Source organism: Bradyrhizobium paxllaeri (genome assembly GCF_001693515.2).
GTDB classification, from domain to species: domain Bacteria; phylum Pseudomonadota; class Alphaproteobacteria; order Rhizobiales; family Xanthobacteraceae; genus Bradyrhizobium; species Bradyrhizobium paxllaeri.
The window spans coordinates 586218-612257 of sequence record NZ_CP042968.1 but is presented as its reverse complement, the minus strand read 5'-3'; the positions used below and the strand labels follow the sequence as shown (position 1 = coordinate 612257).

27 protein-coding genes, 1 other RNA gene and 1 pseudogene are annotated in these 26040 nt (G+C 63.8%); 19 read left to right on the top strand and 10 right to left on the bottom strand.

Going from position 1 to position 26040, the window contains the following annotated elements:
- Positions 1–178: 178 nt before the first annotated feature.
- Complete coding sequence (locus LMTR21_RS02870; RefSeq protein ID WP_065751825.1) at positions 179–1657, bottom strand: sensor histidine kinase; 1479 nt, start codon at positions 1655–1657, stop codon at positions 179–181.
- A gap of 415 nt (positions 1658–2072) precedes the next feature.
- Here LMTR21_RS02870 and rpmH point away from each other — a divergent pair, with 415 nt between their 5' ends.
- The 12 genes from rpmH to LMTR21_RS02810 all read left to right on the top strand — a co-directional run bounded on the left by rpmH (position 2073) and on the right by LMTR21_RS02810 (position 12449).
- A complete protein-coding gene (rpmH, locus tag LMTR21_RS02865) occupies positions 2073–2207 on the top strand; it encodes a 50S ribosomal protein L34 (protein ID WP_008542748.1) in 135 nt (44 codons plus the stop codon).
- Positions 2208–2234: 27 nt separating this feature from the next.
- Positions 2235–2579: a ribonuclease P protein component gene (rnpA, locus tag LMTR21_RS02860; RefSeq protein WP_057839705.1), complete on the top strand. Its 345-nt coding sequence runs from the start codon at positions 2235–2237 to the stop codon at positions 2577–2579.
- A 19-nt stretch (positions 2580–2598) separates the two neighbouring features.
- Positions 2599–4464 (top strand): membrane protein insertase YidC, encoded by a 1866-nt coding sequence (yidC, locus tag LMTR21_RS02855; protein ID WP_065751800.1) that lies wholly within the window; start codon positions 2599–2601, stop codon positions 4462–4464.
- A gap of 159 nt (positions 4465–4623) precedes the next feature.
- On the top strand, positions 4624–5274 hold the full coding sequence (gene yihA / locus LMTR21_RS02850; RefSeq protein WP_065751799.1) for a ribosome biogenesis GTP-binding protein YihA/YsxC: 651 nt from the start codon (positions 4624–4626) through the stop codon (positions 5272–5274).
- Positions 5274–5645, top strand: a complete 372-nt coding sequence (locus tag LMTR21_RS02845; protein ID WP_065751798.1) for a DUF423 domain-containing protein — start codon at positions 5274–5276, stop codon at positions 5643–5645. Before yihA ends, LMTR21_RS02845 begins: the two co-directional genes overlap by 1 nt.
- A gap of 279 nt (positions 5646–5924) precedes the next feature.
- Positions 5925–6815 (top strand): acetylglutamate kinase, encoded by an 891-nt coding sequence (gene argB / locus LMTR21_RS02840; protein WP_065751797.1) that lies wholly within the window; start codon positions 5925–5927, stop codon positions 6813–6815.
- Between the two features lie 95 nt (positions 6816–6910).
- Positions 6911–7897: a DUF1036 domain-containing protein gene (locus tag LMTR21_RS02835; protein ID WP_065751824.1), complete on the top strand. Its 987-nt coding sequence runs from the start codon at positions 6911–6913 to the stop codon at positions 7895–7897.
- A 168-nt stretch (positions 7898–8065) separates the two neighbouring features.
- Positions 8066–8767 (top strand): pyrimidine 5'-nucleotidase, encoded by a 702-nt coding sequence (locus tag LMTR21_RS02830; protein ID WP_065751796.1) that lies wholly within the window; start codon positions 8066–8068, stop codon positions 8765–8767.
- Positions 8768–8991: 224 nt separating this feature from the next.
- Positions 8992–9837: a 2,3,4,5-tetrahydropyridine-2,6-dicarboxylate N-succinyltransferase gene (dapD, locus tag LMTR21_RS02825; RefSeq protein ID WP_065751795.1), complete on the top strand. Its 846-nt coding sequence runs from the start codon at positions 8992–8994 to the stop codon at positions 9835–9837.
- Positions 9838–9960: 123 nt separating this feature from the next.
- Positions 9961–10593, top strand: a complete 633-nt coding sequence (locus tag LMTR21_RS02820; RefSeq protein WP_065751794.1) for a DUF805 domain-containing protein — start codon at positions 9961–9963, stop codon at positions 10591–10593.
- A complete protein-coding gene (gene dapE / locus LMTR21_RS02815; RefSeq protein ID WP_065751793.1) occupies positions 10586–11752 on the top strand; it encodes a succinyl-diaminopimelate desuccinylase in 1167 nt (388 codons plus the stop codon). Before LMTR21_RS02820 ends, dapE begins: the two co-directional genes overlap by 8 nt.
- Before the next feature lie 34 nt (positions 11753–11786).
- A complete protein-coding gene (locus tag LMTR21_RS02810; protein ID WP_065751792.1) occupies positions 11787–12449 on the top strand; it encodes a dihydrofolate reductase family protein in 663 nt (220 codons plus the stop codon).
- On the opposite strand, the gene truA is transcribed toward LMTR21_RS02810, so the two are convergent.
- From truA to def, 3 genes are all read right to left on the bottom strand, one after another.
- The gene (gene truA / locus LMTR21_RS02805) at positions 12446–13183 is read right to left on the bottom strand and encodes a tRNA pseudouridine(38-40) synthase TruA (RefSeq protein WP_065751791.1); all 738 of its coding nucleotides are present in this window, start codon (positions 13181–13183) and stop codon (positions 12446–12448) included. The two genes, LMTR21_RS02810 and truA, sit on opposite strands and share 4 nt — an antisense overlap.
- Entirely contained in the window at positions 13183–14115 is a 933-nt protein-coding gene (gene fmt / locus LMTR21_RS02800) for a methionyl-tRNA formyltransferase (RefSeq protein WP_065751790.1), read from the bottom strand. The genes truA and fmt overlap by 1 nt, the downstream gene beginning before the upstream one ends.
- Positions 14116–14254: 139 nt before the next feature.
- Entirely contained in the window at positions 14255–14782 is a 528-nt protein-coding gene (gene def / locus LMTR21_RS02795) for a peptide deformylase (protein WP_065751789.1), read from the bottom strand.
- Positions 14783–14953: 171 nt separating this feature from the next.
- On the opposite strand from def, the gene LMTR21_RS02790 reads away from it, so the two are divergent.
- The 3 genes and pseudogenes from LMTR21_RS02790 (at position 14954) to LMTR21_RS02780 (ending at position 17990) form a co-directional block, all read left to right on the top strand.
- Positions 14954–16162, top strand: coding sequence for a DNA recombination protein RmuC (locus tag LMTR21_RS02790; RefSeq protein WP_065751823.1), 1209 nt, complete (start codon positions 14954–14956; stop codon positions 16160–16162).
- Between the two features lie 81 nt (positions 16163–16243).
- Positions 16244–16549 (top strand): annotated as a pseudogene (locus LMTR21_RS02785) (GIY-YIG nuclease family protein).
- Between the two features lie 79 nt (positions 16550–16628).
- Positions 16629–17990, top strand: coding sequence for an AmpG family muropeptide MFS transporter (locus LMTR21_RS02780; RefSeq protein WP_065751788.1), 1362 nt, complete (start codon positions 16629–16631; stop codon positions 17988–17990).
- Between the two features lie 125 nt (positions 17991–18115).
- On the opposite strand, the gene LMTR21_RS02775 is transcribed toward LMTR21_RS02780, so the two are convergent.
- From LMTR21_RS02775 to ffs, 5 genes are all read right to left on the bottom strand, one after another.
- Positions 18116–18541, bottom strand: a complete 426-nt coding sequence (locus tag LMTR21_RS02775) for a hypothetical protein (RefSeq protein ID WP_065751787.1) — start codon at positions 18539–18541, stop codon at positions 18116–18118.
- A 23-nt stretch (positions 18542–18564) separates the two neighbouring features.
- Positions 18565–19170 carry a recombination mediator RecR gene (gene recR, locus LMTR21_RS02770; RefSeq protein ID WP_057839690.1) on the bottom strand — a complete coding sequence of 202 codons (606 nt, stop codon included), beginning with the start codon at positions 19168–19170 and terminating at the stop codon, positions 18565–18567.
- A gap of 1 nt (position 19171) precedes the next feature.
- Entirely contained in the window at positions 19172–19492 is a 321-nt protein-coding gene (locus LMTR21_RS02765; RefSeq protein ID WP_065751786.1) for a YbaB/EbfC family nucleoid-associated protein, read from the bottom strand.
- A 25-nt stretch (positions 19493–19517) separates the two neighbouring features.
- Positions 19518–21350 (bottom strand): DNA polymerase III subunit gamma/tau, encoded by a 1833-nt coding sequence (locus tag LMTR21_RS02760; RefSeq protein ID WP_065751785.1) that lies wholly within the window; start codon positions 21348–21350, stop codon positions 19518–19520.
- 108 nt (positions 21351–21458) lie between these two features.
- Positions 21459–21555, bottom strand: an RNA gene (gene ffs / locus LMTR21_RS02755) — signal recognition particle sRNA small type.
- 190 nt (positions 21556–21745) lie between these two features.
- On the opposite strand from ffs, the gene LMTR21_RS02750 reads away from it, so the two are divergent.
- The 4 genes from LMTR21_RS02750 to LMTR21_RS02735 all read left to right on the top strand — a co-directional run bounded on the left by LMTR21_RS02750 (position 21746) and on the right by LMTR21_RS02735 (position 24732).
- On the top strand, positions 21746–22165 hold the full coding sequence (locus tag LMTR21_RS02750) for an HIT domain-containing protein (protein WP_065751822.1): 420 nt from the start codon (positions 21746–21748) through the stop codon (positions 22163–22165).
- A 4-nt stretch (positions 22166–22169) separates the two neighbouring features.
- On the top strand, positions 22170–23120 hold the full coding sequence (gene nudC, locus LMTR21_RS02745; RefSeq protein WP_065751784.1) for an NAD(+) diphosphatase: 951 nt from the start codon (positions 22170–22172) through the stop codon (positions 23118–23120).
- 80 nt (positions 23121–23200) lie between these two features.
- A complete protein-coding gene (locus LMTR21_RS02740; RefSeq protein WP_065751783.1) occupies positions 23201–24163 on the top strand; it encodes a sugar kinase in 963 nt (320 codons plus the stop codon).
- Positions 24164–24231: 68 nt separating this feature from the next.
- Positions 24232–24732, top strand: a complete 501-nt coding sequence (locus LMTR21_RS02735) for an Lrp/AsnC family transcriptional regulator (protein ID WP_065751782.1) — start codon at positions 24232–24234, stop codon at positions 24730–24732.
- Between the two features lie 122 nt (positions 24733–24854).
- On the opposite strand, the gene LMTR21_RS02730 is transcribed toward LMTR21_RS02735, so the two are convergent.
- On the bottom strand, positions 24855–25727 hold the full coding sequence (locus LMTR21_RS02730; protein ID WP_246175997.1) for an FkbM family methyltransferase: 873 nt from the start codon (positions 25725–25727) through the stop codon (positions 24855–24857).
- Between the last annotated feature and the right edge of the window lie 313 nt (positions 25728–26040).

Genomic DNA, 26040 nt, shown 5'->3' with positions numbered 1-26040 from the left:
AGAGCGCCTTAGCTACCCGCTCCGGCCTCGCTTTGCAAGGTCCGGAAACGGGCTTTGCGTGGCCAATGATGGTTAGCGATTTCAGGTGCCATGGCGCCGGGATCAGCATCCCACATCATCTCGGGATTCCGGGCTCGATGATGCGCATCGCCCCGGAATGGCATGAAAAACCAATCGCTTACGCCCGCGCCCGTTCGTTGCGGACGCTTTGCAGTTCCACCGGGCGATCGGGGATCGAGACGCGGAAGGTGGCGCCGATGGTGCCTTCGACCAGGTGGATGTCGCCGCCATGGGCACGGACCAGCTCGGCGGCGATCGCTAGCCCAAGCCCGCTGCCGCCGGGACGGCCAGAGGTCTGGAACGCCTCGAACAGGTGCTCGCGCGCCTTGGCCGGCACGCCGGGGCCGGTGTCGGACACTTCGATGATGGCGACCGAGCCTTCGCGGCGGCCGGTGATGCGGATCTGCAAGGGCGAGCCTTCGCCCTTCGGGCGGCTATCCAGTGCCTGCACCGCATTGCGCACCAGATTGAGCAGCACGCGGAACAGCTGATCGGGATCGGCATCGATCGAGAGGCCGCGCTCGATCGCGCTGATCCAGGTGATCGAGGCGTCGGCGGCAAGGCCGGCGGATTCGCGGACCTCGGATACCGCGGGCTCGACCTGGATCATGCGGCGGTCGGGCTCGGCTTCCTGGGCGCGGCCGTAGGAAAGGGTCGACTGGCAGAAGTCGATGGCGCGCTCCAGCGAGCGCATCAGTTTTGGCGCAAAGCGCTGCACCCGCGGGTCCGGCACGCTGGCCAATTGATCTGAGAGCAATTGCGAGGACGCCAGCAGATTGCGCAGATCGTGGTTGATCTTCGACACGGCGAGGCCCAGCGCCGCGAGCCGGCTCTTCTGCGACAACATCGAGACGAGGTCGCGCTGCATGTCGGACAGTTCGCGCTCGGCAATGCCGATCTCGTCGCCGCGCTGGCTCGGCACGATGATGCGCGCCGCGCTTTCCGGGTTTTCGTGGAAGCCGACGAGATTGGCCGTCAGCCGCCGCATCGGCCGCACGAACAAATAATGCAGCGCGAGGTAGACCAGCCCCGCGGCGAGTATCGCGATCCCCAGCGCGACCACCAGCAGATTGCGGGAAAACCGGTACATCGCCTGCCGCAACGGCTTTTCATCGACCACGACCTCGATGAATTGCGCAGCCCCGGGCGCAGGCCCCACCACGCGAATCGTCTGGTTGCCTCGATCCAGCATGGTTTCAAAGGACTCGACGATGGCCGACCACACCGTCAGCGTCCGCATGTCGATGTCGCGGTCGATCGCCGCCGGCAGGTCGGCGCTGGCGAGCAGCCGGCGCTGCTGCCCCATCTTGATGGCGACCGCCCGCGCGCCGACACTGGACAGAATTTGCCGCGCCAGCGAATCCGGAACCATCCCCAAGGGCGCCGCATCCAGCACCAGGGCGGCAGTGTTGGCCGCCGCGAGGCGGTCGTTCAGCCGGTTGGTCCAGAAATTCGCGATCGACGGCACATAGATCATCAACAGCGCGATCATCACGAGGGGGATCGTCAGCAGCAGAAGCTTGCCGGACAAGCCGAGCCGACGCGGGACCTGGGGCCGCGGCGCTTGAAGAGTCGGCTGGTCGTCGGTCGCTGACACGAATATCCGCCTTGATATCTCTGTTTTGAGCCCGCCGGACAGGCCAACCTGGCCCATATAGGTCGGTTACCGCATGATTCCGAGGATGCGTGCGGGCCAACGGTCGGTCAAATTACCGATCGCTAATGTCCCGCGGTTCCGGTGGTCCGGGCAGGCCGCCGTCTCGCCCCTAAAACCCCGCGAAAACAGATATATTCGCCCCAATTGCGACGTTTCAAAGAACGGGCGCTGGGGCAACCCCTGACATTGACGAAAACAGGTCGCTCCCTTATAAGCCGCGCCAACTGTCCGCGATGGCCCGGCATCCCCGGGGGCGGCTCATTTGGGGCCGTAAATGGCCCGTTTGGGCCGGCCCGCATCATCGGACTCGATCTCAATCCAACAGGCAAATTGCCCGGTCAGCGGAGAACTACCCGTGAAGCGGACTTATCAACCCAGCAAACTGGTGCGCAAGCGCCGTCACGGCTTCCGCGCCCGTCTCGCCACCGCCGGCGGCCGCAAGGTCCTCGCCGCTCGCCGTGCGCGCGGCCGCAAGCGTCTGAGCGCCTGAGCCGGATCCTTTCCGGAGATTTCATTCATGGATCGGCTGAGGCAGCGGGCGGACTTTCTCGCCGTTGCCAATGGCACGCGGGCAAATAGCGCTGCCTTCGTGGTGCAGGGCCGCGCCCGCGCCGATGACGGCCCGATCCGGATCGGTTTCACCGTTACCAAGAAGAACGGTACTGCCACCGAGCGCAATCGCATCCGACGCAGGCTTCGCGAACTGGTGAAGCGGCTGGACGTCATTTCCATGCGACCTCACCATGATTATGTGCTGGTCGGCCGCCGGGCCGCGCTCACCCGCGACTTTGCAACCATGCTCGACGATCTCCGTTCGGCGCTGAACCGGCTCGACCGGCAGGCGCCGAAACATCCGAATTGAATGGCGAGACCCCAAACCGATGACCGATAATCGCAACACCATCCTCGCCGTCATTCTGTCCGGCCTCGTGCTGATCGCGTGGCAGTATTTCTACAACGCGCCGCAGATGGAGCGGCAGCGTGCGCAAAGCCAGACCCAGGCCGAGCTCGCAAAATCCGCGCCGCAGACGGCCCCCGGCACGACCCCGCAGCCGGGCGCGACGCCGTCAGTCAGCACGCCCGCCAGTCAGCCTGTCGTCAGCCGCGCCGCCGCGATTGCCGCATCGGCCCGCATCAAGATCGAAACGCCGCGGCTGTCAGGCAGCATCGCACTGAAGGGCGGACGCATCGACGACCTCTCGCTGGAGAAGTTCCGCGACACCGTCGATCCGAAATCGCCAGCGATCGTGCTGTTCTCGCCTTCGGGCACGGCGCATCCCTATTATGCCGAGTTCGGCTGGGTCGCGGCCTCGGGCTCGACCGCGCGGCTTCCGGGCCGCGATACGGAATGGCAGCAGGAGGGCTCCGGCAGCCTGACGGCGGACAAGCCCGTGACGCTGAAATGGGACAATGGCGAAGGCCTCACCTTCCGCCGCACCATTACGATCGACGACCGCTATCTCTTCACCATCAAGGACGACGTCACCAACGTCGGCAATGCGCCGGTCACGCTCTACCCGTACGCGCTGATCTCCCGCCACGGCACGCCCGAGGTCTCGGGCTACTACATCCTGCATGAAGGCCTGATCGGCTATCTCGGCGAAAAGGGCCTGCAGGAACACGGCTACAAGGCGGTCGCCGAGGCGCCCGTTCTGGGCAATGGCGGGCGCGGCTTCGAGTTCAACGTGACGAACGGCTGGCTCGGCATCACCGACAAATATTGGGCGGCCGCGCTGTTGCCCGACACCTCGGCGCGCCTCAAGGCACGCTTCCTCGCCGAAGAACCGGGCCCCAAGGTTCGCTATCAGACCGATTACCTGCAGGACCCGCAGACGATTGCGATCGGCGGCACCGGCAGCGCCAATGCGCGGCTGTTTGCGGGGGCCAAGGAAGCCGGCGTGGTCGGCATCAACTTCCCGCTGGCCGGCCATGGCGGCTACAACAAGCAGCTCGGGCTGAACCATTTCGATCTGCTGATCGACTGGGGCTGGTTCTACTTCATCACCAAGCCGATGTTCCTGGTGCTCGACTATTTCTTCCACCTGTTCGGCAATTTCGGCGTCTCCATTCTGCTGGTCACGCTGCTGATCAAGATCCTGTTCTTCCCGCTCGCCAACAAATCCTATGCCTCGATGGCGAAGATGAAGTCGGTGCAGCCGCAACTGCAGGCACTGAAGGAACGCTATCCCGACGACCGGCAGAAGCAGCAGCAGGAGATGATGGAAATCTACCGCAAGGAGAAGATCAACCCGATCGCGGGCTGCCTTCCCATTGCGCTGCAGATCCCGGTGTTCTTCTCGCTCTACAAGGTGCTGTTCGTCACCATCGAAATGCGCCACGCGCCGTTCTATGGCTGGATCAAGGACCTCTCGGCGCCCGACCCGACCACGATCTTCAATCTGTTCGGATTAATCCCGTTCGATCCGCTCGCGGTGTTCGGTCCGCATGTCGGCGCCTATCTGATGCTCGGCGTCTGGCCGATCATCATGGGCATCACGATGTGGATCCAGATGAAGCTCAATCCGACGCCCCCGGATCCAACCCAGAAGATGATCTTCGACTGGATGCCGCTGATCTTCACCTTCATGCTGGCGGGCTTCCCGGCGGGTCTCGTGATCTACTGGGCCTGGAACAACCTGCTCTCGGTGATTCAGCAGAGCTACATCATGCGGAAGAACGGCGTGAAGGTGGAGCTGTTCGACAACATGAAGGCGACCTTCGCCAAGAAGGCCGTCGAGAAGACGTGACATCGTCATTCCGGGGCGATGCGAAGCATCGAACTATGGTGCGCAATTGCGCACCTGAGAATCTCGAGATTCCGGGTCTGGTGCTACGCACCATCCCGGAATGACGGAGAAAGAATTGCCGCTTCCCTCGCAATGACGGCGTGAATCGAGAACCTTCGCATGACCGCCGAGCCTGATGCGGAGCTGATTGAAGAAGGGCGAAAGCTCTTCGCCGGCGACTGGAAGTTCGTCTGGGCCTCGCCCTCGATCGAGACGCTGCCGCCGATGGCGGGCATGGAAGTGGCGTTCGCCGGCCGCTCCAATGTCGGCAAATCCAGCCTGATCAACGCGCTGACCGGTCGCAACGCGCTGGCGCGCACCTCGCATACGCCGGGCCGCACCCAGGAGCTGATCTTCTTCGACGGCCCGGACAAGGCTGGCCTGCGGCTGGTCGACATGCCCGGCTACGGCTACGCCTCGGCGCCGAAGACCCAGGTCGCCTCCTGGACCAGGCTGATCCACCAATTCCTGCTGGGGCGCGCCACGCTGGCGCGAGTCTATGTGCTGATCGACGCGCGCCACGGCATCAAGGATGTCGACCAGGACGTGCTGAAGACGCTGGATAAGTCCGCCGTCAGCTATCAGGTGGTACTGACCAAGGCGGATCAGGTGAAGCGGGCCGAGCTGGAAAAATCCATCAGCGAGACCACGGCCGCGCTCGCCAAGCATCCTGCCGCGTTTCCGGAAATTCTGGTGACATCCTCGCGCTCGGGCGCTGGCATGCCGGAATTGCGCGCCGCGATGGTGCGCCTGTTGCGCGAGCGCGCCTGATGACCCGCGCATACCGCATCCTGATCGTTCTCGCCGGGATCATGGGCGCCGACGGCGTCATGCTGGCGGCCGCGGCCGCGCATGGGGCCGACGCCTCGCGGCTGACGGTGGCCTCATCGGTGCTGCTGTTTCATGCGTGCGCCGTATTAGGTGCCGTCGCGCTGGCCGAGCGCGGGATCGTGCACGCGAAAATCGGTATCACCGCGGCTTGCGGCTTCGTGCTCGCGGCCGGCCTGTTCGCCGGCGACCTGACGCTGCGGCACTATGCCGGGCACGGGCTGTTTCCAATGGCCGCGCCGACCGGCGGGACGCTGCTGATCGCGAGCTGGCTGGCGCTGGCGGTCGCGGCGGCCTGGCCGAAGCGGGGTTGAGTCCTCTTCCTTCTCCCCTTGTGGGAGAAGGTGGCATAGGCGGCCCATGGCCGCCGTCTCTTAGAACGCCGATGCTTCGCATCGGCTACGGCGCCGGATGAGGGGTTGTCTCCACGGGGATCTGTGTATGCGGAGAGAACCCCTCACCCGTCTCGAATGAGCTTCGCCCATTCGATCCACCCTCTCCCACAAGAGGAGAGGGGAAGAGAGAGCACTTTGCGCCCTGCCCGCCAATCAGATAGAACCCGGCCCGACATCGGCAATGGCGAGACCCGCTTCATGACGCAGAATATCAGCCCGCTCGATCAGGCCCGCATCCTGTCGGAAGCGCTGCCGCATATGCAGCAGTACGACGAGGAAACCATCGTCATCAAATATGGCGGCCATGCCATGGGCGCGGAAGAAACCGCCAAGGCGTTTGCGCGCGACATCGTGCTGCTGGAGCAGACCGCGATCAATCCGGTGGTGGTCCATGGCGGCGGGCCGCAGATCGCGACCATGCTGAAACGGCTCGGCATCCAGTCGGAATTCGCCGCCGGGCTTCGCATCACCGATGCGGCGACGATCGAGATCGTCGAGATGGTGCTGGCCGGCTCGGTCAACAAGCAGCTCGTCGGCTACATCAACGAGGCCGGCGGCAAGGCCGTCGGCCTCTCCGGCAAGGACGGCAACATGGTGAAGGCGTCAAAGACGTCGCGAACCATGGTCGATCCGGATTCGAACATCGAAAAGGCGATCGATCTCGGCTTCGTCGGCGACCCCGACAAGGTCGATCTCACGCTGTTGAACCAGTTGATCGGCTATGAGTTGATCCCGGTGCTGGCGCCGCTGGCGACCTCGCATGACGGCCACACGCTCAACGTCAACGCCGACACCTTTGCCGGCGCGGTGGCCGGCGCGCTCAAGGCCAAGCGGCTGCTGCTGCTGACCGACGTTCCCGGCGTGCTCGACAAGTCGAAGAAGCTTATTCCGGAACTCTCGGTGAAGGACGCGCGAAAGCTGATCGCCGACGGCACGATTTCCGGCGGCATGATTCCGAAGGTCGAAACCTGCATTTATGCGCTCGAACAGGGCGTGCAGGGCGTCGTCATCATCGACGGCAAGATGCAGCACGCGGTGCTGCTGGAGTTGTTCACCAATCAGGGCACCGGCACGCTGATCCACAAGTAATGAGCACAGCGGCGACGCGAACCAGGGCCGTCATGGCCGGGCATGACGAGGGGAAAATCGGGCTGCGACCTCGCTCAACATTGACGCGTTTCCTGATGTCGCTGCCCGCGGCGGCGATCTCGCTGTTCGTTTCCTCGCTGCCCGCCTTTGCCGATTTGAAGCTCTGCAACCGCATGAGCTATGTCGTCGAGGCCGCGATCGGCATCGACGAGAAATCGGCGACCGCGACACGCGGCTGGTTCCGGATCGATCCGGCCGCCTGCCGCGTGGTGCTGCAGGGTGCGCTGACCGCCGACCGCATCCTGCTGAATGCGCGCGCGCTCGGCGTCTACGGCGCCTCGCCGATCCCGCAGAACGGCAGCGACACGCTGTGCATCGCGCCGGACAATTTCGTCATCGCCGCCGCCCGGCAGTGCCGCAGCAACCAGACACCCGCGCCATTCACCCAGATCACGCCGACGCGGACCGACGACGGCAACCTCGTCGCCTATCTCGCCGAGGATTCTGAGTACGACGATGAGCAGGCGCGGCTGGCCGGCATCCAGCGGCTACTGGTCATCGCCGGCTATGACGCCGCCCCGATCGACGGCGTCGACGGGCCGAAGACGCAAGCCGCGCTCGCGGCGTTCCTGAAGAGCCGCGGGCTTGCCGCCGAGACCGTGCAGTCGCAAAATTTCTTCACCACCATGATCGACGCGGTGCAAAAGCCCTCCGCCACCGGGCTGACCTGGTGCAACGACACGCCGCACAAGATCATGGCCGCGGTCGCCACCGATGACGGCAAGGCCGTGACCAGCCGCGGCTGGTACCGCATCGATCCCGGCAAATGCCTGCATCCCGATGTGACCGGCCAACCGAAACAGGTCTATAGTTTTGCCGAAGCCGTCGACGGCGAGAACCGCGCCATCAAGTACCGCGACAGGCCGCTGAATTGGGGCGGCTCGAAGGAGCTCTGCACGCGCGACAGCAAGTTCGAGATTTCAGAACAGGGCGATTGCGGCACGCGCGGGCTGGCGCCGATCGGCTTTACGCCGGTCGATATGTCCAGCGGCGGCAAGACGCTGCGATTTGCGATGCCGTGAGTGGCCCTCGCTCCATTGTCGTCCCTGCGAACGCAGGGACCCATAACCACAGGATTGAATTATTGTCCCCAGACCAGCCACGCGCAAAGATAACGCACACCGCGCTCATCAATTGCAGCCGCGGCGTATGGGTCCCCGCGTTCGCGGGGACGACGGGTTGAGAGAGCAATGGCAACGATCGGAATGACTCCCCGCCCCTTCACGCATATCGACACCTGGGTGTTCGATCTCGACAACACGCTGTACCCGCATCACGTCAATCTGTGGCAGCAGGTTGACGCCCGCATCGGCGAGTTCATCAGCGCGTTCCTGAAAATCTCGGCGGAAGAAGCCCGGGTGATCCAGAAGGACTATTACCGCCGCTACGGCACCAGCATGCGCGGCATGATGACCGAGCACGGCGTGCACGCCGACGATTACCTCGCCTATGTGCACAAGATCGATCACTCGCCGCTGGAGCCGAACCCGGCGATGGGGGCTGCGATCGCAAAACTTCCCGGCCGCAAGCTGATCCTGACCAACGGCTCGACCGACCATGCCGGCGCGGTGCTGGAGCGGCTCGGCATAACCCAACATTTCGAGGCGGTGTTCGACATCATCGCCGCCGAACTGGAACCGAAGCCGGCGCCACAGACCTATGACCGTTTCCTGCGCGTCCACGGCGTCGATCCCTCGAAATCGGCGATGTTCGAGGACCTCGCCCGCAACCTCGTGGTGCCGCACCAGCTCGGCATGACCACGGTTCTGGTGGTGCCCGACGGCGCCAAGGAAGTGGTGCGCGAGGATTGGGAGCTGGAAGGCCGGGATGCGGCCTATGTCGATCATGTCACGGATGATCTGACGGGGTTTTTGGAGAAGTTGAGCACCTAATCGGTGTCGTCCCGGCGAACGCCGGGACCCATACCGCGTGATCTATCGATTTAAGAACGCTGTTCGACGACCCGTCGTAACCACGAACGTTCGTGGCTATGGGTCCCCGCGTTCGCGGGGACGACGAGTTGAGAGGACGGCAGGGACGACATCCCGCCTTGACTCTCCCCCGCCAAATCCCGAAAAAGCCTCCCGCTTCGCCCGAAATCCCTGAGGAAATCCCGATGTCCCTGTCCGCGCTCGAATCCACCGTCAACTCTGCCTTCGATGCCCGCGACGGCATTTCGACGTCGACCAAGGGCGAGGTTCGCGAGGCCGTGGATCACGCGCTCGAACTGCTCGACAAGGGCGAGGCCCGGGTCGCCGAGCGCGAGGCCTCGGGCAAGTGGAAGGTCAATCAGTGGCTGAAGAAGGCGGTGCTGCTGTCGTTCCGCCTCAACGACATGGGCCAGATCCCCGGCGGTCCCGGCAAGGCGTCGTGGTGGGATAAGGTGCCCTCGAAGTTCGAGGGCTGGGGCGAGAACCGTTTTCGCGATGCGGGATTCCGCGCGGTGCCCGGCGCGATCGTGCGCCGCTCGGCTTTCATCGCCCGCAACGTCGTTCTGATGCCGTCTTTCGTCAATCTCGGCGCTTATGTCGATGAAGCGACCATGATCGACACCTGGTCGACGGTTGGTTCCTGCGCGCAGATCGGCAAGCGCGTGCATATTTCCGGCGGCGTCGGCATCGGCGGCGTGCTGGAGCCGCTGCAGGCCGAGCCCGTGATCGTCGAAGACGATTGCTTCATCGGCGCGCGCTCGGAAGTCGCCGAGGGCGTGATCGTGCGCAAGGGCGCGGTGCTGTCGATGGGCGTGTTCCTCGGCGCCTCCACCAAGATCGTCGACCGCGAGACCGGCGAAATCTTCATCGGCGAGGTGCCGGAATATGCGGTCGTGGTTCCCGGCGCCCTGCCCGGCAAGCCCATGAAGAACGGCCAGCCCGGCCCCTCGACCGCCTGCGCCGTGATCGTCAAGCGCGTCGACGAGCGCACCCGCGCCAAGACCAGCATTAACGAGCTGCTGCGGGACTAGGATTCGGCCATTTCGGGCATGATCTGGCCCGAAGCCGGGCCGGATCACCCCGTTCGAACCCCGGGGCCCATGGTGCGACCAATGTACCGGATGGCGTAAATGCCGCCGTTCGGAGGTCGGGCGATGGACTACGTCTGGTATCTGTTCAGTTTTCAGGGCCGCATCAACCGCGCCCGGTACTGGCTGGCGACGCTGATCATCCTGTGCTGGATGATCTTCCTGGGCGCGCTGACGATCGGCCTTGTCGTCCTGTTCGGTGGCACCGCGCCGAAAAATCTCGGCTACGGCTTCGAAGATCTCTTCAAGGTCTTCGATCCTGCTTCCTATCGATCGCTTTCTCTGGCCGACCTGCCCGGAATTTTTCTCAATACGGCCTTCTCCACGCTGTTCATGTGGGTCTGGCTGGCCACCTCGATCAAACGCCTCCATGACCGCGACAGGAGCGGCTGGTGGGTGATTCTGTTTTTCACCGTTCCACTCTACAACAAGCTCGTCGATCTGCTTCCTGACGATTCCTATTTCTTGGATGCCGCCCTTCCGCTTGGCCTCATCGCCCTCGCTGGCTGCATCTGGATCTTCGTCGAATTGTACTTCATCAAGGGCTCCCGCAAGACCAACCGGTTCGGCCCCGATCCGCTGGCATCGCCGCCGCGGCCCGATACACGCCCGCCCTGGGACCAGCAGAGGGAAATCGAAATGGTGCCGCACACCGCTAGCCCGCCGCCGGTTTGGCGTGTTAAGCCGGGCTATGAATGACGCCGTTTCCATCACCCGCGACCTCGTCCGCTGCCCTTCTGTCACGCCTGCCGATGCCGGTGCGCTCGGCGTCCTCGAAGGCCTGTTGAAAGACGCCGGCTTCGAGGTGCATCGCGTCACCTTCGGCGAGCCCGGCACATCAGACATCGACAACCTCTACGCCCGCATCGGCACCGAGGCGCCGCACATCACCTTTGCCGGCCATACCGACGTGGTGCCGGCCGGCGACGAGACGGCGTGGACGCAGGGTGCGTTCTCCGGCGATATCAAGGACGGCTTCCTCTATGGCCGCGGCGCGGTCGACATGAAGGGCGGCATCGCCTGCAGCGTCGCCGCCGTGCTCGACTATCTCAAGGACAATGGCGGCAAGCCGCAAAAAAATGGCGGAGGCTCGATCTCGTTTCTGATCACCGGGGACGAGGAGGACATTTCCGTCAACGGCACCATCAAGCTCTTGAAATGGTGTGCCGAGCGTGGAGAGAAATTCGACCATTGCGTACTTGGCGAGCCCTCCAATGTCGAAGTGCTCGGCGACTGCATCAAGATCGGCCGCCGCGGCTCGCAGTCCGGCACGCTCCATGTCGACGGCGTGCAGGGCCATGTCGCCTATCCGCACCGCGCCTCCAACCCGGTGCCGGATATTTCGCGGCTGATCGTGGCGCTCTCCGACGAGCCCCTCGATCGCGGCAGCGCGCAGTTTCAGGCATCGAATCTCGAATTTACCTCGGTCGATGTCGGCAACACCGCGAGCAATGTCATCCCCGGACAGGCGCGTGCAAAATTCAACATCCGCTACAACGACAACCATACCCAGGAAACGCTGCGCGCCCTGGTGGAAGAGCGGCTGGCGAAAGCCTGCGGCAACCGCATCCGCGCCCGCATTGCGTGGGAATATTCCAACTCCAACGTGTTCGTGACCAAGCCCGGCGCCTTCACCGATCTCGCCGTCAGTGCGATCGAGGAAGTCACCGGACGCAAGCCGGAGCTCTCGACTTCCGGCGGCACCTCGGATGCGCGTTTCATTTCAACCTATTGCCCGGTGATCGAGTTCGGCCTGGTCGGCCAGACCATGCACCAGGTCGACGAGCGCACGCCGGTGTCCGACCTGGAGAAGCTGACGAAAATCTATCGCGGCGTGCTGGACCGCTATTTTGCCTGACTTGTGCCGTCATCATCCCTGAGGATGTGACGTCATGACCAGTTCAGCCACAAGCAAGCTCGTTGTCCGCTGCTTCAGCGTATCCGCCGACGGCTATGGCGCGGGCCCCGGCCAGAACGCCGACAATCCGCTCGGCGTCGGTGGAATGGGGCTGCACGAATGGATCCTGCCGACGCAGACCATTCAGAAAAAGCTGTTCGCCAAGGATGGCGGCACGAGCGGGGCGGACGATGATTTTGCCACGCAAGGTTTTGAGAACATCGGCGCCTGGATCCTCGGCCGCAACATGTTCGGCCCGGTGCGGGGCCCCTGGCCGGATGACGCCTGGAAAGGCTGGTGGGGCGACGAGCCGCCTTATCATTGCGATGTCTTCGTACTGACACATCATGCCCGCGCGCCCATCACCATGAAGGGCGGCACGGTTTTCCATTTCGTCACAGAGGGCATCGAGGCGGCGCTACAGAGGGCGCGCGCGGCCGCCGGCGGCAAGGATGTCAGGGTGGGTGGCGGCGTCGCGACCATCCAGCAATATCTGCGCGCCCGCCTGATCGACGAAATGCACATTGCGATCGCGCCGATCCTTCTTGGATCTGGTGAGAACCTGTTCGCGGGGCTTGATCTACCGGCTCTTGGCTACGAGGTGACCGACCATGTCGCGACGGCAAACGCCACGCACATGGTACTCAAGCCAGCCTAATATTCCACCCGCACCAGATAGAGCCCCTCCGGCGGGGCGACGGGACCGCAAGCGGCGCGGTTACGGGCGGCTAGTGCCGCGGCGAGATCGTCGGCGCTCCAGCGGCCTTCGCCAACCCACACCAGCGATCCCACCATCGAGCGCACCTGGCTGTGCAGGAACGACCGGGCGGATGTGAGGATCGAAATCGCGTCGCCCTCCCTGATGACGTCGAGCTGATCCAGCGTCTTCTCTGGCGACTTCGCCTGGCATTCGGTGTCGCGGAAGGTGGTGAAATCGTGCTTGCCAAGCAGCCGCTTGGCCGCGACGTCCATCGCATCCGTATCGAGATGGCGCGGCACCCGCCAGCTTCGCTTGATGTCGAGCGCGAGGTTGGCTCTGGAGTTGGTGATGCGATAGCGGTAGTGCCGCCTTGTCGCGGAGAAGCGCGCCTCGAAATCATCGGCCACGATGTCGGCCGAGAGCACGCCGATCGGATGCGGTCGCAGATGCGCGTTCAGCCCGTCACGCAGGCGGCCCGGCGGAAACGGCTTCTGAATATCGCAATGCGCGACCTGCCCCAGCGCGTGCACGCCGGCGTCGGTGCGGCCCGAGCCGTGCACGCGCACCTCCTCGCCGCAGATCGCCTTCACCGCGGCTTCCAGCGCGCCCTGTACGGTCGGCGCATTATCCTGGATCTGCCAGCCGGAAAACGGCGTACCGTCATATTCGATGAGGAGCTTGTAGCGGGGCATCAGTCCAGCCGCGCAGGCGGCTTCAGCGCCGTGCCGCGCAGAAATTCCGCTGATTTCATCGGCCCCTTGCCGGCGCGCTGCAGCTCGACAATGCGAATGGCGCGGTCACCGCAGGCGATGGCAAGGTTGTCGTCGAGCACATCGCCGGGCGCACCCGACCCGTTCGCCAACTCACAGCGCAGTATCTTGAGGCGCACCGGCTCCGCTTCTCCGGCCAGCTCGCACCAGGCGCCGGGAAATGGCGACAGGCCATGAATATGCCGCAGCACCTCGCGTGCCGGCCGTTTCCAGTCGATCCGCGCCTCGGCCTTCTCGATCTTGGCGGCGTAGGTGACGCCGTCCTCGCTCTGCTTCGTAAGCTGCAATCCGCCGCGTTCCAGCCCGCCCATCGCGCGCACCATCAGGTCGGCGCCGAGCGGCGCCAGCGCGTCGTGCAGATCGGCGGCCGTCATGCTGTCCGTGATCGCCAGCCGCTCCGCCATCGCGACGTCGCCGGTGTCGAGGCCGACATCCATCTTCATCACCATCACGCCGCTCTCGGCATCGCCGGCCATGATCGCGCGGTTGATCGGGGCGGCGCCGCGCCAGCGCGGCAGCAGCGAGCCGTGCAGGTTGAAGCAGCCATAGCGCGGCGTGTCGAGAATGGCCTGCGGCAGGATCATGCCGTAGGCGACGACGACGGCGGCATCGGCGTTGTGCGTGCGAAATTCGGCGAGCGCTTCCGGCGTCTTCAGCGTGCCCGGGGTCATCACGGGAATGCCGAGCCGCCGTGCCTCCTGCTCCACCGGGCTCGGCTGCATCTTCATGCCGCGCCCGGCCGGTTTTGGCGCGCGGGTGTAGACCGCCACGACCTCATGGCCATGGGCCACCAGTTCCAGCAGCGTCGGCACCGCGAAATCGGGCGTGCCCATGAAGATCAGGCGGAGAGACATCAGGCGGAAAATCCCGGGACGGTTTTAGTTTACTCCGTCATGGCCGGGCTTGTCCCGGCCATCCACGTCTTTGCTGCAGCGAGAAAGGAAGACGTGGATGCCCGGGACAAGCCCGGGCATGACGAGGATAGAGTGGGGCCTACTCCGCCGCGCGCTTGGCGGCCTTGGTAAACTTCTTCATCACGCGATCGCGCTTCAGCTTCGACAGGTAATCGACGAACAGCACGCCGTTGAGATGGTCAATCTCGTGCTGGATGCAGGTGGCGAACAGGCCGTCGGCGTCTTCCTCATGCACCTTGCCGTCGAGATCGGTGAAGCGGATGCGGACCTTCGCGGGGCGCTCGACCTCCTCGTAATATTCGGGGATCGAGAGGCAGCCTTCCTCGTAGACCGACAATTCTTCGGACGAGGAGATGATTTCCGGATTGATGAACACCCGCGGCTTCGGCTTGGTCTCGCCGTTCTCGTCCTTCTTGGCGAGGTCCATGGTGATCAGCCGCAGCGGCTGCGCGACCTGGATTGCCGCCAGCCCGATGCCGGGCGCGTCGTACATGGTCTCGAACATGTCGTCGGCGAGCTTGCGGATCTCCGTCGTCACCTTCTCGACGGGTTTGGAGACCAGCCGGAGCTGCTTGTCCGGCAGGATGATGATTTCTCTAAGGGCCATAGCGCGCGATTTAAGCTGCTGATTTGCCGGGGTCAATGCGCCGGGGACCTCGTTAAGGCGGCCTTAACCATGATTTTTAACGCGGCGTTAACCACGAAAATTAACCCGCTGTTTACCATAAACGTTCCCTCTTCGTTCGCATCCGATGCCGAATCGGGCTACAAGGCTGACATGAACGAAATTCTTCTCACGGTCGGCGACCTGCCGATTCACGTTGGCGAGGCGCTGATCGGGTTCGGCACGCTGGCGCTGGTGCTGCTGCTGACCATCGCCATCGTGATCGCCCGCTCCGGCCGACGGGGCGCGGAACTGGCGATGGCGCAGGCGATCCGCGCCGACGAACTGGAAGAGCGCCTGAGCGAGATGCTGCGGGCGCAGAGCGAATCCACCGGCCGGGTCGACGCCATGGCCCAATCGCTGGCCGGCCGTCAGGCCGAGATGGCGCGCGCGGTCAACGAGCGGCTGGATTCGGTGACCCACCGCGTCGGGCAGTCGATGGAAGCGACCACGCGCCACACCATGGATTCCTTGCGCGTGCTGCATGAGCGGCTCGGCATCATCGACAACGCGCACAAGAACCTCACCGACCTGACGTCTCAAGTGACCACGCTGCGCGACGTCCTCGCCAACAAGCAGTCGCGCGGCGCCTTCGGCCAGGCGCGGATGGAAGCGATCGTGCAGGACGGCATGCCGCAGGGCTCCTACGAATTCCAGTACACGCTCTCCTCCGGCAAGCGGCCGGACTGCGTGGTGTTCCTGCCCGACCAGCGCCCGCTGTGCATCGACGCGAAATTCCCGCTGGAAGCGATGACCGCGCTGCACGACGCGCGCAGCGACGAGGAGCGCAAATTCGCCACCCAACGCCTGCGCAACGATGTGATGAAGCACGTCAACGACATCGCCGAGAAATACCTGATTACGGGTGAAACGCAGGACACCGCGCTGATGTTCGTGCCGTCGGAATCGGTCTATGCCGAAATCCACGACGGCTTTGACGACGTGATCCAGAAGGCCTACCGCGCCCGTGTCGTGCTGGTGTCGCCCTCGCTGTTGATGCTGGCGATCCAAGTGATGCAACAGATCCTGAAGGACGCGCGGATGCGCGATGCCGCCGACCAGATCCGCACCGAAGTGCTCAACCTCGGCGACGATCTGGGGCGCCTGCGCGACCGCGTGCTGAAGCTGCAAAAACACTTCAGCGACGTGAACGAGGACGTGCGCCAGATCCTGATCTCCGCCGACAAGATCGAAAAGCGCGCCGGACGGATCGAGGAACTCGACTTCAGCAAGGCGGACGCGCCGGTGGAAGTGCCCCGCTTCGTCAACAACAGCACCCCCGAGCTGTTCCCCGCCCCGCGCAAGCTGCAGGCGGGGGAGTGACGATCATTGCCCAGCTATAACCACATAACAGGCTGTCATCGCCCGGCTTGACCGGGCGACCCAGTATCCCAGAGGCAGTAGTTGGGAACACGCAGCTACTACGTCTACATCCTCGCCAGCCGCATCGGCGGCACGCTCTACATTGGCGTGACCAATGATCTGGTCCGTCGCATTGGCGAGCACAAATTGAAGATCACAGAAGGTTTCACCAGGAAGTATGAGGTGAGCCGGCTGGTCTATTTCGAAGCATTCGATCAGATCGAATTTGCGATCTAGCGCGAAAAACGCCTGAAGAAATGGCCGAGAGCATGGAAAATATCGCTGATCGAGAAACAAAATCCAGACTGGATTGACCTTTACCCTGAGATTGCCGGAGGCGGCGGATAGGCCTCTGGGATACTGGGTCGCCCGGTCAAGCCGGGCGATGACAGTCTTTTTGGGGGCGAATCTCTGCTAACACCCTTCCATGACCGCACCTGAAGCAGCCTCCCCGACATCGGCCGCCCCTGCGCCCACCTGGCGCGAGGCCTGGGCCGTGTATCTGCAGCCGCGCGTGCTGATCGTGCTGATGCTCGGCTTTTCGTCTGGCCTGCCGCTGGCGCTGTCGGGGTCGACGCTCCTGGTGTGGATGCGCGAATCCGGCGTCGATCTCGGCACCATCGGGCTGTTTGCGCTGGTCGGCACGCCCTACACACTGAAATTCATCTGGGCGCCGCTGGTCGATGCGCTGCATGTGCCGGTCTTCACCCGCGCCTTTGGCCGCCGCCGCGGCTGGCTGGTGTTCTCGCAACTGCTCCTGATCGGCGCGATCCTGCTGCTGGCATTGACGGACCCTGCGCGTTCGCCGCTGTTCGTGGCGCTTGGCGCGCTTCTGGTCGCGACGATGTCCTCCACCCAGGACATCGTGGTCGATGCGTTTCGCGTCGAAAGTCTGCCCGAGAGCGAACAGGCCGCCGGCATGGCCTCATATGTCGCGGCCTACCGGATAGGCATGCTGGTGTCGACCGCCGGCGTGCTGTTTATCGTGACGGCGTTCGAGAGCACCGGCATCGGGCGTAGCTCGGCGTGGATGTGGGGCTATGTCGTCATGGCCGCGCTGGTGCTGATCGGCGCCCTCACGGCGCTCGCCGCCACCGAACCCGGGCAATCGGTGCGCGCGGAAGAAGCGACCCGCGACGAAACGGCTCTCACCCGCGTCATGCATGCGGCCACGGGGGCGTTCTCCGAATTTCTGTCGCGCAAGCATGCCTGGGTGGCGCTCGCCTTCGTGGTTCTGTTCAAGCTCACCGACGCGTTTTCCGGCACCATGACCGCGCCGTTCGTGATCGACCTCGGCTTCACGCGCAACGACTACGCCGCCATCGTCAAGGGCGTCGGCCTCGCCGCGACCCTGATCGGCGGCTTTGCCGGCGGCTATGTGGCGCGGCGCTATTCGCTGGTCGCAAGCCTCTGGATCGGCGGTGTGCTGCAGGCGATCTCCAACCTGGTGTTTGCATGGCTCGCCTTTGTTGGCACCAATCAATGGGCGCTGGCCGCCGCCATTTCCGCGGAAAACTTCACCGGCGCGATCGGTACCGTGATCTTCGTCGCCTATCTCTCGGCGCTGTGCCAGAATCCGCTGCACACCGCGACCCAATACGCACTGCTCACCGCGCTGGCCGCTGTGGGGCGCACCTATTTGTCCTCAGGCGCGGGCTTTGTGGCGGAGACGACGGGCTGGCCGCTGTTCTTCGTGATCTCGGTCGTGGTGGCGGTGCCCAGCCTGATCCTGCTGGCCTGGCTGCAGCGGCGCGGGCATTTCGAGGCCGTGGGGCCGGTGAAGGTTTAGGCTCCATTGTCATCCCCGCGAAGGCGGGGATCCAGTATTCCAGAGCAGTCGCGATAGAGCCGATGGGCCGCGGCGTACTGGATCGCCCGGTCGAGCCGGGCGAAGACACCTATATTGTGACTACGTCAGTGCTTCGTCACCACGCTCCACTTGGTGATGACGGCTTCGCTCATCTGCCCGGCATCCTGTGCGCAGGCGACTTCGTCGACCTTCACGGAAATTTCCTTGCCGATGAAATTCTTCAGTTGCGCGGCCTGGGCGTCGCTGGTGGTGACGAGCTGGAATGTCTCGGGCCCGGTTTCGAGATTGCACAGCCCGTTCGGCGGCGGCAGGCGGCGCGGTTCGCTGGTGATCTGGTAGGTCGCGGCGCGCTTGCTCCTCTTGCCGCCCTTCATGGCGTTGAGTTCGCCTGACAGCACGTCCCCGGCATTGATCGGCTTGCCGGGCTTCGGCGCCGGCTCGCCCTGTTGTGCCCATGCGGAAGGCGCGATCAGCGCCGCCGCCATGATGAGCGCAAAGCGGGAGCGTCTGCCGAATCGTGGTTTCGTCATATCGATCAGTTCCGTCTGTGGGGTTAGAACAGCGTTCGCTGCCGCATGGCAGCCGATAGCGTACCTTCGTCGAGATAATCAAGCTCGCCGCCGACAGGCACGCCATGCGCGAGCCGGGTGACCTTGACGTTGGCGTCCTGAAGAAGATCGGTGATGTAGTGCGCGGTGGTCTGGCCATCAACCGTTGCGTTGAGCGCCAGAACGATTTCGCTGACTTGTGATTCGTGCGCACGCGCTACCAGCGCATCGATGGTCAGATCCTGCGGGCCGACACCGTCGAGCGGCGACAATGTGGCGCCGAGCACGTGGTAGCGGCCGTTGGTCGCATTCGCCCGTTCCAGCGCCCAGAGATCGGCGACATCGGCGACCACGACGATGGTCGAAGGATCGCGCCGCGGATCGGTGCATACCGTGCAGGGATTTTGCGTGTCGATATTGCCGCAGGTCTTGCAGACCTGGATCCGGTCAATCGCGACCTGCAACGCGCCAGCGAGCGGCGTCATCAGGGCTTCACGCTTCTTGATCAGGTGCAGCGCCGCGCGCCGCGCCGAGCGCGGGCCAAGCCCCGGCAGCCGCGCCAGGAGCTGGATCAGGCGTTCGATTTCAGGTCCGGCAACGCTGGCGGCCATTTCAGGTCAGACCGAGTCCGGGCGGCAGGCCGAGGCCGCCGGTCAGTGTCTGCATCTTTTCCATCGCCGCGGTTTCCGCTTTGCGCCGCGCGTCGCCATGCGCGGTCACCAGGAGGTCCTCGAGCACTTCGCGCTCCTCGGCCTTCATCAGCGAGGGATCGATCCTGACGCCCTTCACTTCCATCTTCGCGGTCATGCGCACGGCGACCAGTCCGCCGCCGGAGATGCCCTCGACCTCGAGATTGCCGAGCTCTTCCTGCATCGCCTGCATCTTGGATTGCAGTTGCGCGGCCTGCTTCATCATGCCGAGAAAATCAGCCATTTCGTCCGTCCTCTCGAGAGTCCGATCAGTCGTCGCCGTCGGAAGTCTCGTTCACGTCGTCAGCGATAATATTGGATTCCGGCGGCTCGGCGGCAAGCCGGCGCACTTCAATCACCTTGGCGCCGGGAAATCGCGCCAGCACCTCCTGGACGCGCGGGTCAGCCTCGGCGGCCCGGGCGTGCTCGTTCCTCGCCTGCTCATTTTGCGAGCGCAGTGTCGGCTGGCCGGCCTCGTTGGAGACGATCACGGTCCAGCGCCGCCCGGTCCATAGTTCGAGCTTGCGGGAGAGGTCGTTGACCAGCCCCCGCGCCGCGACGCGTTCCAGCGCCACTTCCAGGCGCCCGTCCTCGAAGCGGATCAGGCGCATATCGGCCTCCAGCGCCGTCTTGGTCAGGATATCGCGCTTCTCGCCGGCAAGCGCCACCAGTTGCGGGAAGGTCGTGATCCGCAGCACGGGCGCGGAGTCCGGTTGCGCCGACGGTGCCATTTGCGGGCGAGCGGAGGCTTCCGCGCCCGAGCGGGGCGAGGCCGGCGTCCGCATCGGCGGAGCTGACATTGAAGATACCGGCGCGGAGGGCGCGGCCCGTGCAGACGCCGCGCCGCCGGAGGCAATCTGTGCTCCCCCGCCATTCTGGTCGAGCATCTTGATCGCTTCGTCCGGCGTCGGCAGGTCGGCGACATAGGCGATGCGGACCAGCACCATTTCGGCCGCTGCCGCCGGCCGCGTCGCGGTCTGGACCTCGGTGATGCCCTTGAGCAGCATCTGCCACATCCGCGACAGCACCCGCATCGACAGTTTTGCGGCAAACTCCCGGGCGCGGACGCGCTCGGTCTCGCCGAACGCGACATTGTCGGCGGTGGCGGGCACGATCTTCACGCGGGTGACGAAATTGACGAATTCGGCGAGGTCCGACAGCACCACGACCGGATCGGCGCCGACGTCGTATTGCGAACGGAATTCACCGAAGGCGCTGGCGATGTCGCCGCGCGCCAGATGCTCGAACAGGTCGATCACCCGGGTGCGGTCGGCAAGGCCCAGCATCTGCCGCACCGCGTCGGCGCGCACGGTGCCCGCCGCATGGGCAATCGCCTGGTCGAACAGGGACAGCGAATCGCGCACCGAGCCTTCCGCGGCGCGGGCGATAATGCCGAGCGTCTCCGGCTCGACCTCGACGCCTTCCTTGGTCGCAATGTTGGAAAGGTGCCCCATCAGCACGTCGGCTTCGACCCTGCGCAGGTCGAAACGCTGGCAGCGCGACAGCACGGTGACCGGGACTTTGCGGATTTCGGTGGTCGCGAACACGAATTTGGCGTGCTCGGGCGGCTCTTCCAGCGTCTTCAGGAAGGCGTTGAAGGCCGCCGTCGACAGCATGTGGACTTCGTCGATGATGTAGACCTTGTAGCGGGCGCTCGCCGGGGCATAGCGCACGCTGTCATTGATCTGGCGGACGTCGTCGACGCCGGTATGGGACGCCGCGTCCATCTCCAGCACGTCCATATGCCGGCTTTCCATGATCGCCTGGCAATGCACGCCGAGGTCCGGCATGTGGATAGTCGGCCCCCTCACCGAACCATCGGGCTTTTCGTAGTTGAGCGCACGGGCGAGAATCCGCGCCGTCGTGGTTTTGCCGACTCCGCGGACGCCGGTCAGGATCCAGGCTTGCGGAATACGCCCGGTTTCGAACGCATTCGAAACGGTGCGGACCATCGCCTCCTGGCCGATCAGGTCGTCAAAACTGGAGGGACGGTATTTTCGCGCCAGCACCCGGTAGGGCTTGGCGGCCTCGCCGCCGCCGAGCGCGAAACCGCCCTGGCCAGCGCCGTCTGATTTATCGGGGGGAGCGCCAGCATCACTCATCGGTCGATCCGCAATTGATTGTCTCTCGGGGCCGGCTTGCGGATAGGCGCGAAACCGCGCGCATGGCGGGGACTAGCCGCTTTCCTGCGCGATTCGCTCGAAAAACAGGTAGGAGACTGACGAGCGACCCGATCCGGACCTCGTTAGGGCTGCTTCCTTCCGGACCTGACCCGGTTGGCGAGTGGCTCGTCCACCGCCAATCTCCCGGTCCCTATTTGGGGCCAAAAGGGCCGGAAAGCAAGCGGGGTTGACGGGTGCCATGCGCCGGAACACCCCCATTTCGTCATGGCCGGGCGTGACCGGGCTTGACCCGGCCATCCACGTCTTGCTTCCTCAGCGGCGCGCAAAAAAACGTGGATGGCCGGGACAAGCCCGGCCATGACGAGGAAATATGCATGCCCTCAGACGCCTGGACGCTGCACTCACAGCTCAAAAAGGACACGATCGACATCGGCGACCTGCCGCTGTGCAAGGTGCTGGTGATCAAGGACGCGCATTACCCGTGGCTGCTGCTGGTGCCGCGCAGGGCAAGCGCGGTCGAAATCATCGACCTCGACGACGTCGCGCAGGCACAGCTGATGACCGAAATATCCCGGGTGTCGCGAGCGCTGAAAGAAGTCACCAAATGCGACAAGCTCAATGTCGCAGCCCTCGGCAATCTGGTGCCGCAGCTGCATGTCCACGTCATCGCGCGGCGCACCAGCGACGCGGCCTGGCCGCGCCCGGTCTGGGGCGTGATGCCGCCGCTGGCGCATGACGCCGAGGAAGTACAGAATTTCATCAACGCGCTTCGCCGCAAGATCTGGTTGGGTTGAACAGATGTCCGCATTCGACAAGTATCCGCTCGGGAAGCCTGCTTTCGTTACCAATATCCTCGATCGCGCCGCGCATCTGCGCGGCAATGACGAAAAACTGTTTGCGATGGAGAGCCAGCGCAACGCCGGCGCCTATGTGATCTACCGCGACTCGCTTCTGGTGCGGCAGGAGGCGGATGGGCCGCGCGTGCTGCTCGGCGTCGAAGAGGCGGTGAAGCTCGGCGCCAATCCCGGCACGATCTTTCTGGGCCTGCGCGACAACGCGCCCATTTTCGGCATGGGCATTTCGGCCGCGGCCGTTGAAAAACTGATCGGACGCGACGACGTCGCCGTGACGGAGCTGCGCGGCATGGCGATGCAGGGCGCCGTCCCGCTGGAACAGCTCTCCGCCATCGCGATGGCTAAATCGATGGTGACCTGGCACCAGCGCCACGGCTATTGCGCCAATTGCGGTACACGCACCGCAATGAAGGAAGGCGGCTGGAAGCGCGAGTGCCCGAGCTGCAAGGCCGAGCATTTCCCCCGCACCGATCCGGTTGTGATCATGCTGGTCACGCACGGCGATCGATGCCTGCTCGGCCGGCAGAAGCAGTTCATGTCCGGGATGTGGTCGTGTCTGGCAGGCTTCGTCGAAGCGGCCGAGACCATCGAAGACGCGGTCTGTCGCGAGATTTTCGAGGAATCCGGCATCCGCTGCACCGACGTCAACTATTACATGACGCAGCCATGGCCCTATCCGTCCTCGCTGATGATCGGATGCTCGGCGCGCGCGCTCAACGAGGACATCGTGGTGGATCGCGTAGAGCTCGAGGACGCGCGCTGGTTCAGCCGCGACGAGGTCGCATTGATGCACCGGCGCGAACATCCTGACGGCTTATTTGCCGCACATCCGTTTGCGATCGCGCACCATCTGATCGGCCGCTGGGTGCATGGGGGAAACGAAACCCGCGCATAGCGGGAACCGTCCATGGGCCAGTCGATTAACTCGGGACCTTGGTTCCGGCAGAGGGCGGAACTGACATGACGGATTCCCGAATGAACTTTCAAGACAAGGCGCCCAAACTCCCGCCGCGGATTCTCTGCATTGGCATGCCGGTGCGCGATCTCACCTTTCATACGCCTGGTGTTCCCGGGCGCGGCTCCAAGGAGAACGCCACCGCATTCGACGAAATCTGCGGCGGCAATGCGCTCAATGGCGCGATCGGCATCGTTCGGCTCGGCGGCCGCGCCTCGATCTGCGGACCGATGGGCGATGCCAACGAAGCATCGAGCCGCTTCATCTTCGATCAGATGGCGCGTGAGGGCATCGAGACGAAGCATCTCATCCATATGCCTGATCTGGTGACGCCGATCTCGGCTGTCATGATCGATCCGTCCGGCGAGCGCACCATCGTGACCTTCCGCGATCCGAAACTATGGCACGTGAAATTGCCCGACTTCGACACGCTGCTGGACGATTGCGCGGCCATTCTCACCGAGAGCCGCTGCGCCGAATTTTGCACCGAGCTTTGCGCCGAGGCCGTCCGCCGCGGCATTCCCGTGATCGTCGACGTCGATCGCGCGATGTCGCTGCGCGAGGGCCTGTTGAACGCCTCCACACATCTGGTGTTCTCCAGCGAGCCGCTGCAGGAGACCGCCGACGTCTCCGACGACGCCCAGGCGCTGAAGAAAATCGCAAAGCTGACCCCGTCTTTCCTGGCCGGCACAAGGGGGCCCCGGGGCACGATCTGGCTCGACGAGAACGGCGGTATCCAGGAGACCCCGGCCTTCCCGGTGCACACGGTCGATACCCTCGGCGCCGGCGACGTGTTCCACGGCGCGTTTGCGCTGGCTATCACAGAGAAGCAGGACCTGCGGCAGGCGCTGCGCTTCGCGTCCGCCGCCGCAGCGCTGAAATGCACCCGCTTCGGTGGCGCCTTCGCAGCGCCGCAACGTATTGAAGTTGAAGAGCTTTTGAGCCATGGCCAAAGTGCGGCCGTGGCCAGGAGCGGCCAATAGTTAGGCTTGCATGAGAAGATTTTTCTATATATGAGGTATCAAAACCTTGTCTATGGAACAATTTTCTCATGACCGACGTCGCCATTCAGCTCCACGAAGGCAACCGCCGCCTGGATGCCATCGACCGCAAGATCCTCACCGTGCTGCAAGAGGACGCCTCCCTTTCCGTCGCCGAGATCGGCGACCGGGTCGGACTGTCATCGACACCGTGCTGGAAGCGCATCCAGCGGCTGGAAGCCGACGGCGTGATCCTGCGCCGGGTGGCGCTGGTCGACCAGAACAAGATCGGGCTCGGCATTTCCGTGTTCGTCTCGGTCGAAAGCTCCGACCACTCGGAAGCCTGGCTGAAGACCTTCGCCAGCGCTGTCAGCGCCATGCCCGAGGTGATGGAATTCTACCGGATGGCCGGCGACGTCGATTACATGCTGCGCGTCGTGGTCGCCGACATGGCGAGCTATGACGTGTTCTACAAGAAACTGATCAGCGCCGTACCGCTGAAGAATGTCACCTCGCGCTTTGCGATGGAGAAGATCAAGTCGGTGACCGCGCTGCCGGTGCCGGCGGCGTAAGGCGCGCGCTTCACGCCTAACCACAACTGTCATCCCCCGCGATCCGCCTTCGCCGGCACGCGGCTCAGCCCGGGCCTGATTCCCGGCCTCTTTGCCGCTGCGAGCGGGCTGTTCCCCGAGCGTCAGCAGCAGAAGATATTTTCTTCGAAGCCGAGCGCATCTCGATTAATCGGCCGCAAATGGGTGGCGTCGAGGCACCGATAGCCGCAAGATTCCAAGCGTTCGATAATTACCCGGCCGTCGAGCGGCTCGGCGCGGGTGCGATCGGTGAGGATTTCGCACAGGATCGGCACCTTGCGGCCCTCCTTTGTGAGCACGTCCTGCATACCGTCGAACACCGCCGATTCAAACCCCTCGACGTCGATTTTGACGAGACCGATGCGATCGAGATCGAGATTGTGATGACGCACATAAGCGTCGAAGGGAATCACCTGGACGGCGATTTGCTCCGTGAGCTCGTGAGCGTGATCAAGGAAGCCCGCAGCCAATGAGCTCGATCCAATGTTGGTATCGTAATTGTTGAAGTTCGTCGGCCCCGGCCCAACGACCGCCATGGAGAGTGTTTCGCTTCGCGCGCCACAGGCAATCTGGTTGGCAATGATCCGATAATCGGGGTTGAGTTCGGCGAGCCGACGGACCATGCTGAAATATTGCGGCACCGGCTCGAATGCATGCACCTCGCCGCTCGGGCCGACGAGCGATGCAGCTCTGGCTGACCAGTAGCCGCAGTTCGCGCCAATGTCGACGAAGATCGTGCCAGGGACCAGGCAACGATCGAAGATGCGCTCGAGGAACATTTCGTGGGTATGAAAGAAGTATTTCTTCATCATGCGATGAAGAGACATGTCGAGCTCGTATTGCACACCACTGAAGTGCGTTCTCGCAATGCTCGAGGGCGCCGACGAAAATTGCTCAATAGCGCGCCGTCGTATGATATCGGCAAGCTTGATTGGATCGCTCGATGCATATTTCCCGAGGAACCGGGCGGTCTTCATCGCAATCACAGCAGCCTCCAAACTCGACAACCCGTAAGCTCACCAGCAAATCTCGGCCAGACGGGTGACCGAATTGTGGCTTCGGTCAACCGCGATTGCGCAACAGTCGAAGAGTGGAAGCATCGTTTAGTAAGCTCGTTCGACAGCGGAACCCGGAGAGCCATCGAGGGATAATCTCGAGCATTGGCAACTGTGTTTGGCCACGAGATGGCCGCGGCCTAGCGATTGATGCTGCAAAGAAGCGTGGATCACCCAATGCACTGAGGGGATAGAGTCTCACATTCAATCGAGAAATACTTCCAATCGCACCGCG

What these genes read in the sequence shown, in the direction of transcription:
- rnpA (WP_057839705.1), top strand. Translation starts at nt 2,235, where the DNA reads ATGGATCGGCTGAGGCAGCGGGCGGACTTTCTCGCCGTTGCCAATGGC.
- yidC (WP_065751800.1), top strand. Translation starts at nt 2,599, where the DNA reads ATGACCGATAATCGCAACACCATCCTCGCCGTCATTCTGTCCGGCCTC.
- yihA (WP_065751799.1), top strand. Translation starts at nt 4,624, where the DNA reads ATGACCGCCGAGCCTGATGCGGAGCTGATTGAAGAAGGGCGAAAGCTC.
- LMTR21_RS02845 (WP_065751798.1), top strand. Translation starts at nt 5,274, where the DNA reads ATGACCCGCGCATACCGCATCCTGATCGTTCTCGCCGGGATCATGGGC.
- argB (WP_065751797.1), top strand. Translation starts at nt 5,925, where the DNA reads ATGACGCAGAATATCAGCCCGCTCGATCAGGCCCGCATCCTGTCGGAA.
- LMTR21_RS02835 (WP_065751824.1), top strand. Translation starts at nt 6,911, where the DNA reads ATGTCGCTGCCCGCGGCGGCGATCTCGCTGTTCGTTTCCTCGCTGCCC.
- LMTR21_RS02830 (WP_065751796.1), top strand. Translation starts at nt 8,066, where the DNA reads ATGGCAACGATCGGAATGACTCCCCGCCCCTTCACGCATATCGACACC.
- dapD (WP_065751795.1), top strand. Translation starts at nt 8,992, where the DNA reads ATGTCCCTGTCCGCGCTCGAATCCACCGTCAACTCTGCCTTCGATGCC.
- LMTR21_RS02820 (WP_065751794.1), top strand. Translation starts at nt 9,961, where the DNA reads ATGGACTACGTCTGGTATCTGTTCAGTTTTCAGGGCCGCATCAACCGC.
- dapE (WP_065751793.1), top strand. Translation starts at nt 10,586, where the DNA reads ATGAATGACGCCGTTTCCATCACCCGCGACCTCGTCCGCTGCCCTTCT.
- LMTR21_RS02810 (WP_065751792.1), top strand. Translation starts at nt 11,787, where the DNA reads ATGACCAGTTCAGCCACAAGCAAGCTCGTTGTCCGCTGCTTCAGCGTA.
- truA (WP_065751791.1), bottom strand. Translation starts at nt 13,183, where the DNA reads ATGCCCCGCTACAAGCTCCTCATCGAATATGACGGTACGCCGTTTTCC.
- fmt (WP_065751790.1), bottom strand. Translation starts at nt 14,115, where the DNA reads ATGTCTCTCCGCCTGATCTTCATGGGCACGCCCGATTTCGCGGTGCCG.
- def (WP_065751789.1), bottom strand. Translation starts at nt 14,782, where the DNA reads ATGGCCCTTAGAGAAATCATCATCCTGCCGGACAAGCAGCTCCGGCTG.
- LMTR21_RS02790 (WP_065751823.1), top strand. Translation starts at nt 14,954, where the DNA reads ATGAACGAAATTCTTCTCACGGTCGGCGACCTGCCGATTCACGTTGGC.
- LMTR21_RS02780 (WP_065751788.1), top strand. Translation starts at nt 16,629, where the DNA reads ATGACCGCACCTGAAGCAGCCTCCCCGACATCGGCCGCCCCTGCGCCC.
- LMTR21_RS02775 (WP_065751787.1), bottom strand. Translation starts at nt 18,541, where the DNA reads ATGACGAAACCACGATTCGGCAGACGCTCCCGCTTTGCGCTCATCATG.
- recR (WP_057839690.1), bottom strand. Translation starts at nt 19,170, where the DNA reads ATGGCCGCCAGCGTTGCCGGACCTGAAATCGAACGCCTGATCCAGCTC.
- LMTR21_RS02765 (WP_065751786.1), bottom strand. Translation starts at nt 19,492, where the DNA reads ATGGCTGATTTTCTCGGCATGATGAAGCAGGCCGCGCAACTGCAATCC.
- LMTR21_RS02760 (WP_065751785.1), bottom strand. Translation starts at nt 21,350, where the DNA reads ATGAGTGATGCTGGCGCTCCCCCCGATAAATCAGACGGCGCTGGCCAG.
- LMTR21_RS02750 (WP_065751822.1), top strand. Translation starts at nt 21,746, where the DNA reads ATGCCCTCAGACGCCTGGACGCTGCACTCACAGCTCAAAAAGGACACG.
- nudC (WP_065751784.1), top strand. Translation starts at nt 22,170, where the DNA reads ATGTCCGCATTCGACAAGTATCCGCTCGGGAAGCCTGCTTTCGTTACC.
- LMTR21_RS02740 (WP_065751783.1), top strand. Translation starts at nt 23,201, where the DNA reads ATGAACTTTCAAGACAAGGCGCCCAAACTCCCGCCGCGGATTCTCTGC.
- LMTR21_RS02735 (WP_065751782.1), top strand. Translation starts at nt 24,232, where the DNA reads ATGACCGACGTCGCCATTCAGCTCCACGAAGGCAACCGCCGCCTGGAT.
- LMTR21_RS02730 (WP_246175997.1), bottom strand. Translation starts at nt 25,727, where the DNA reads ATGAAGACCGCCCGGTTCCTCGGGAAATATGCATCGAGCGATCCAATC.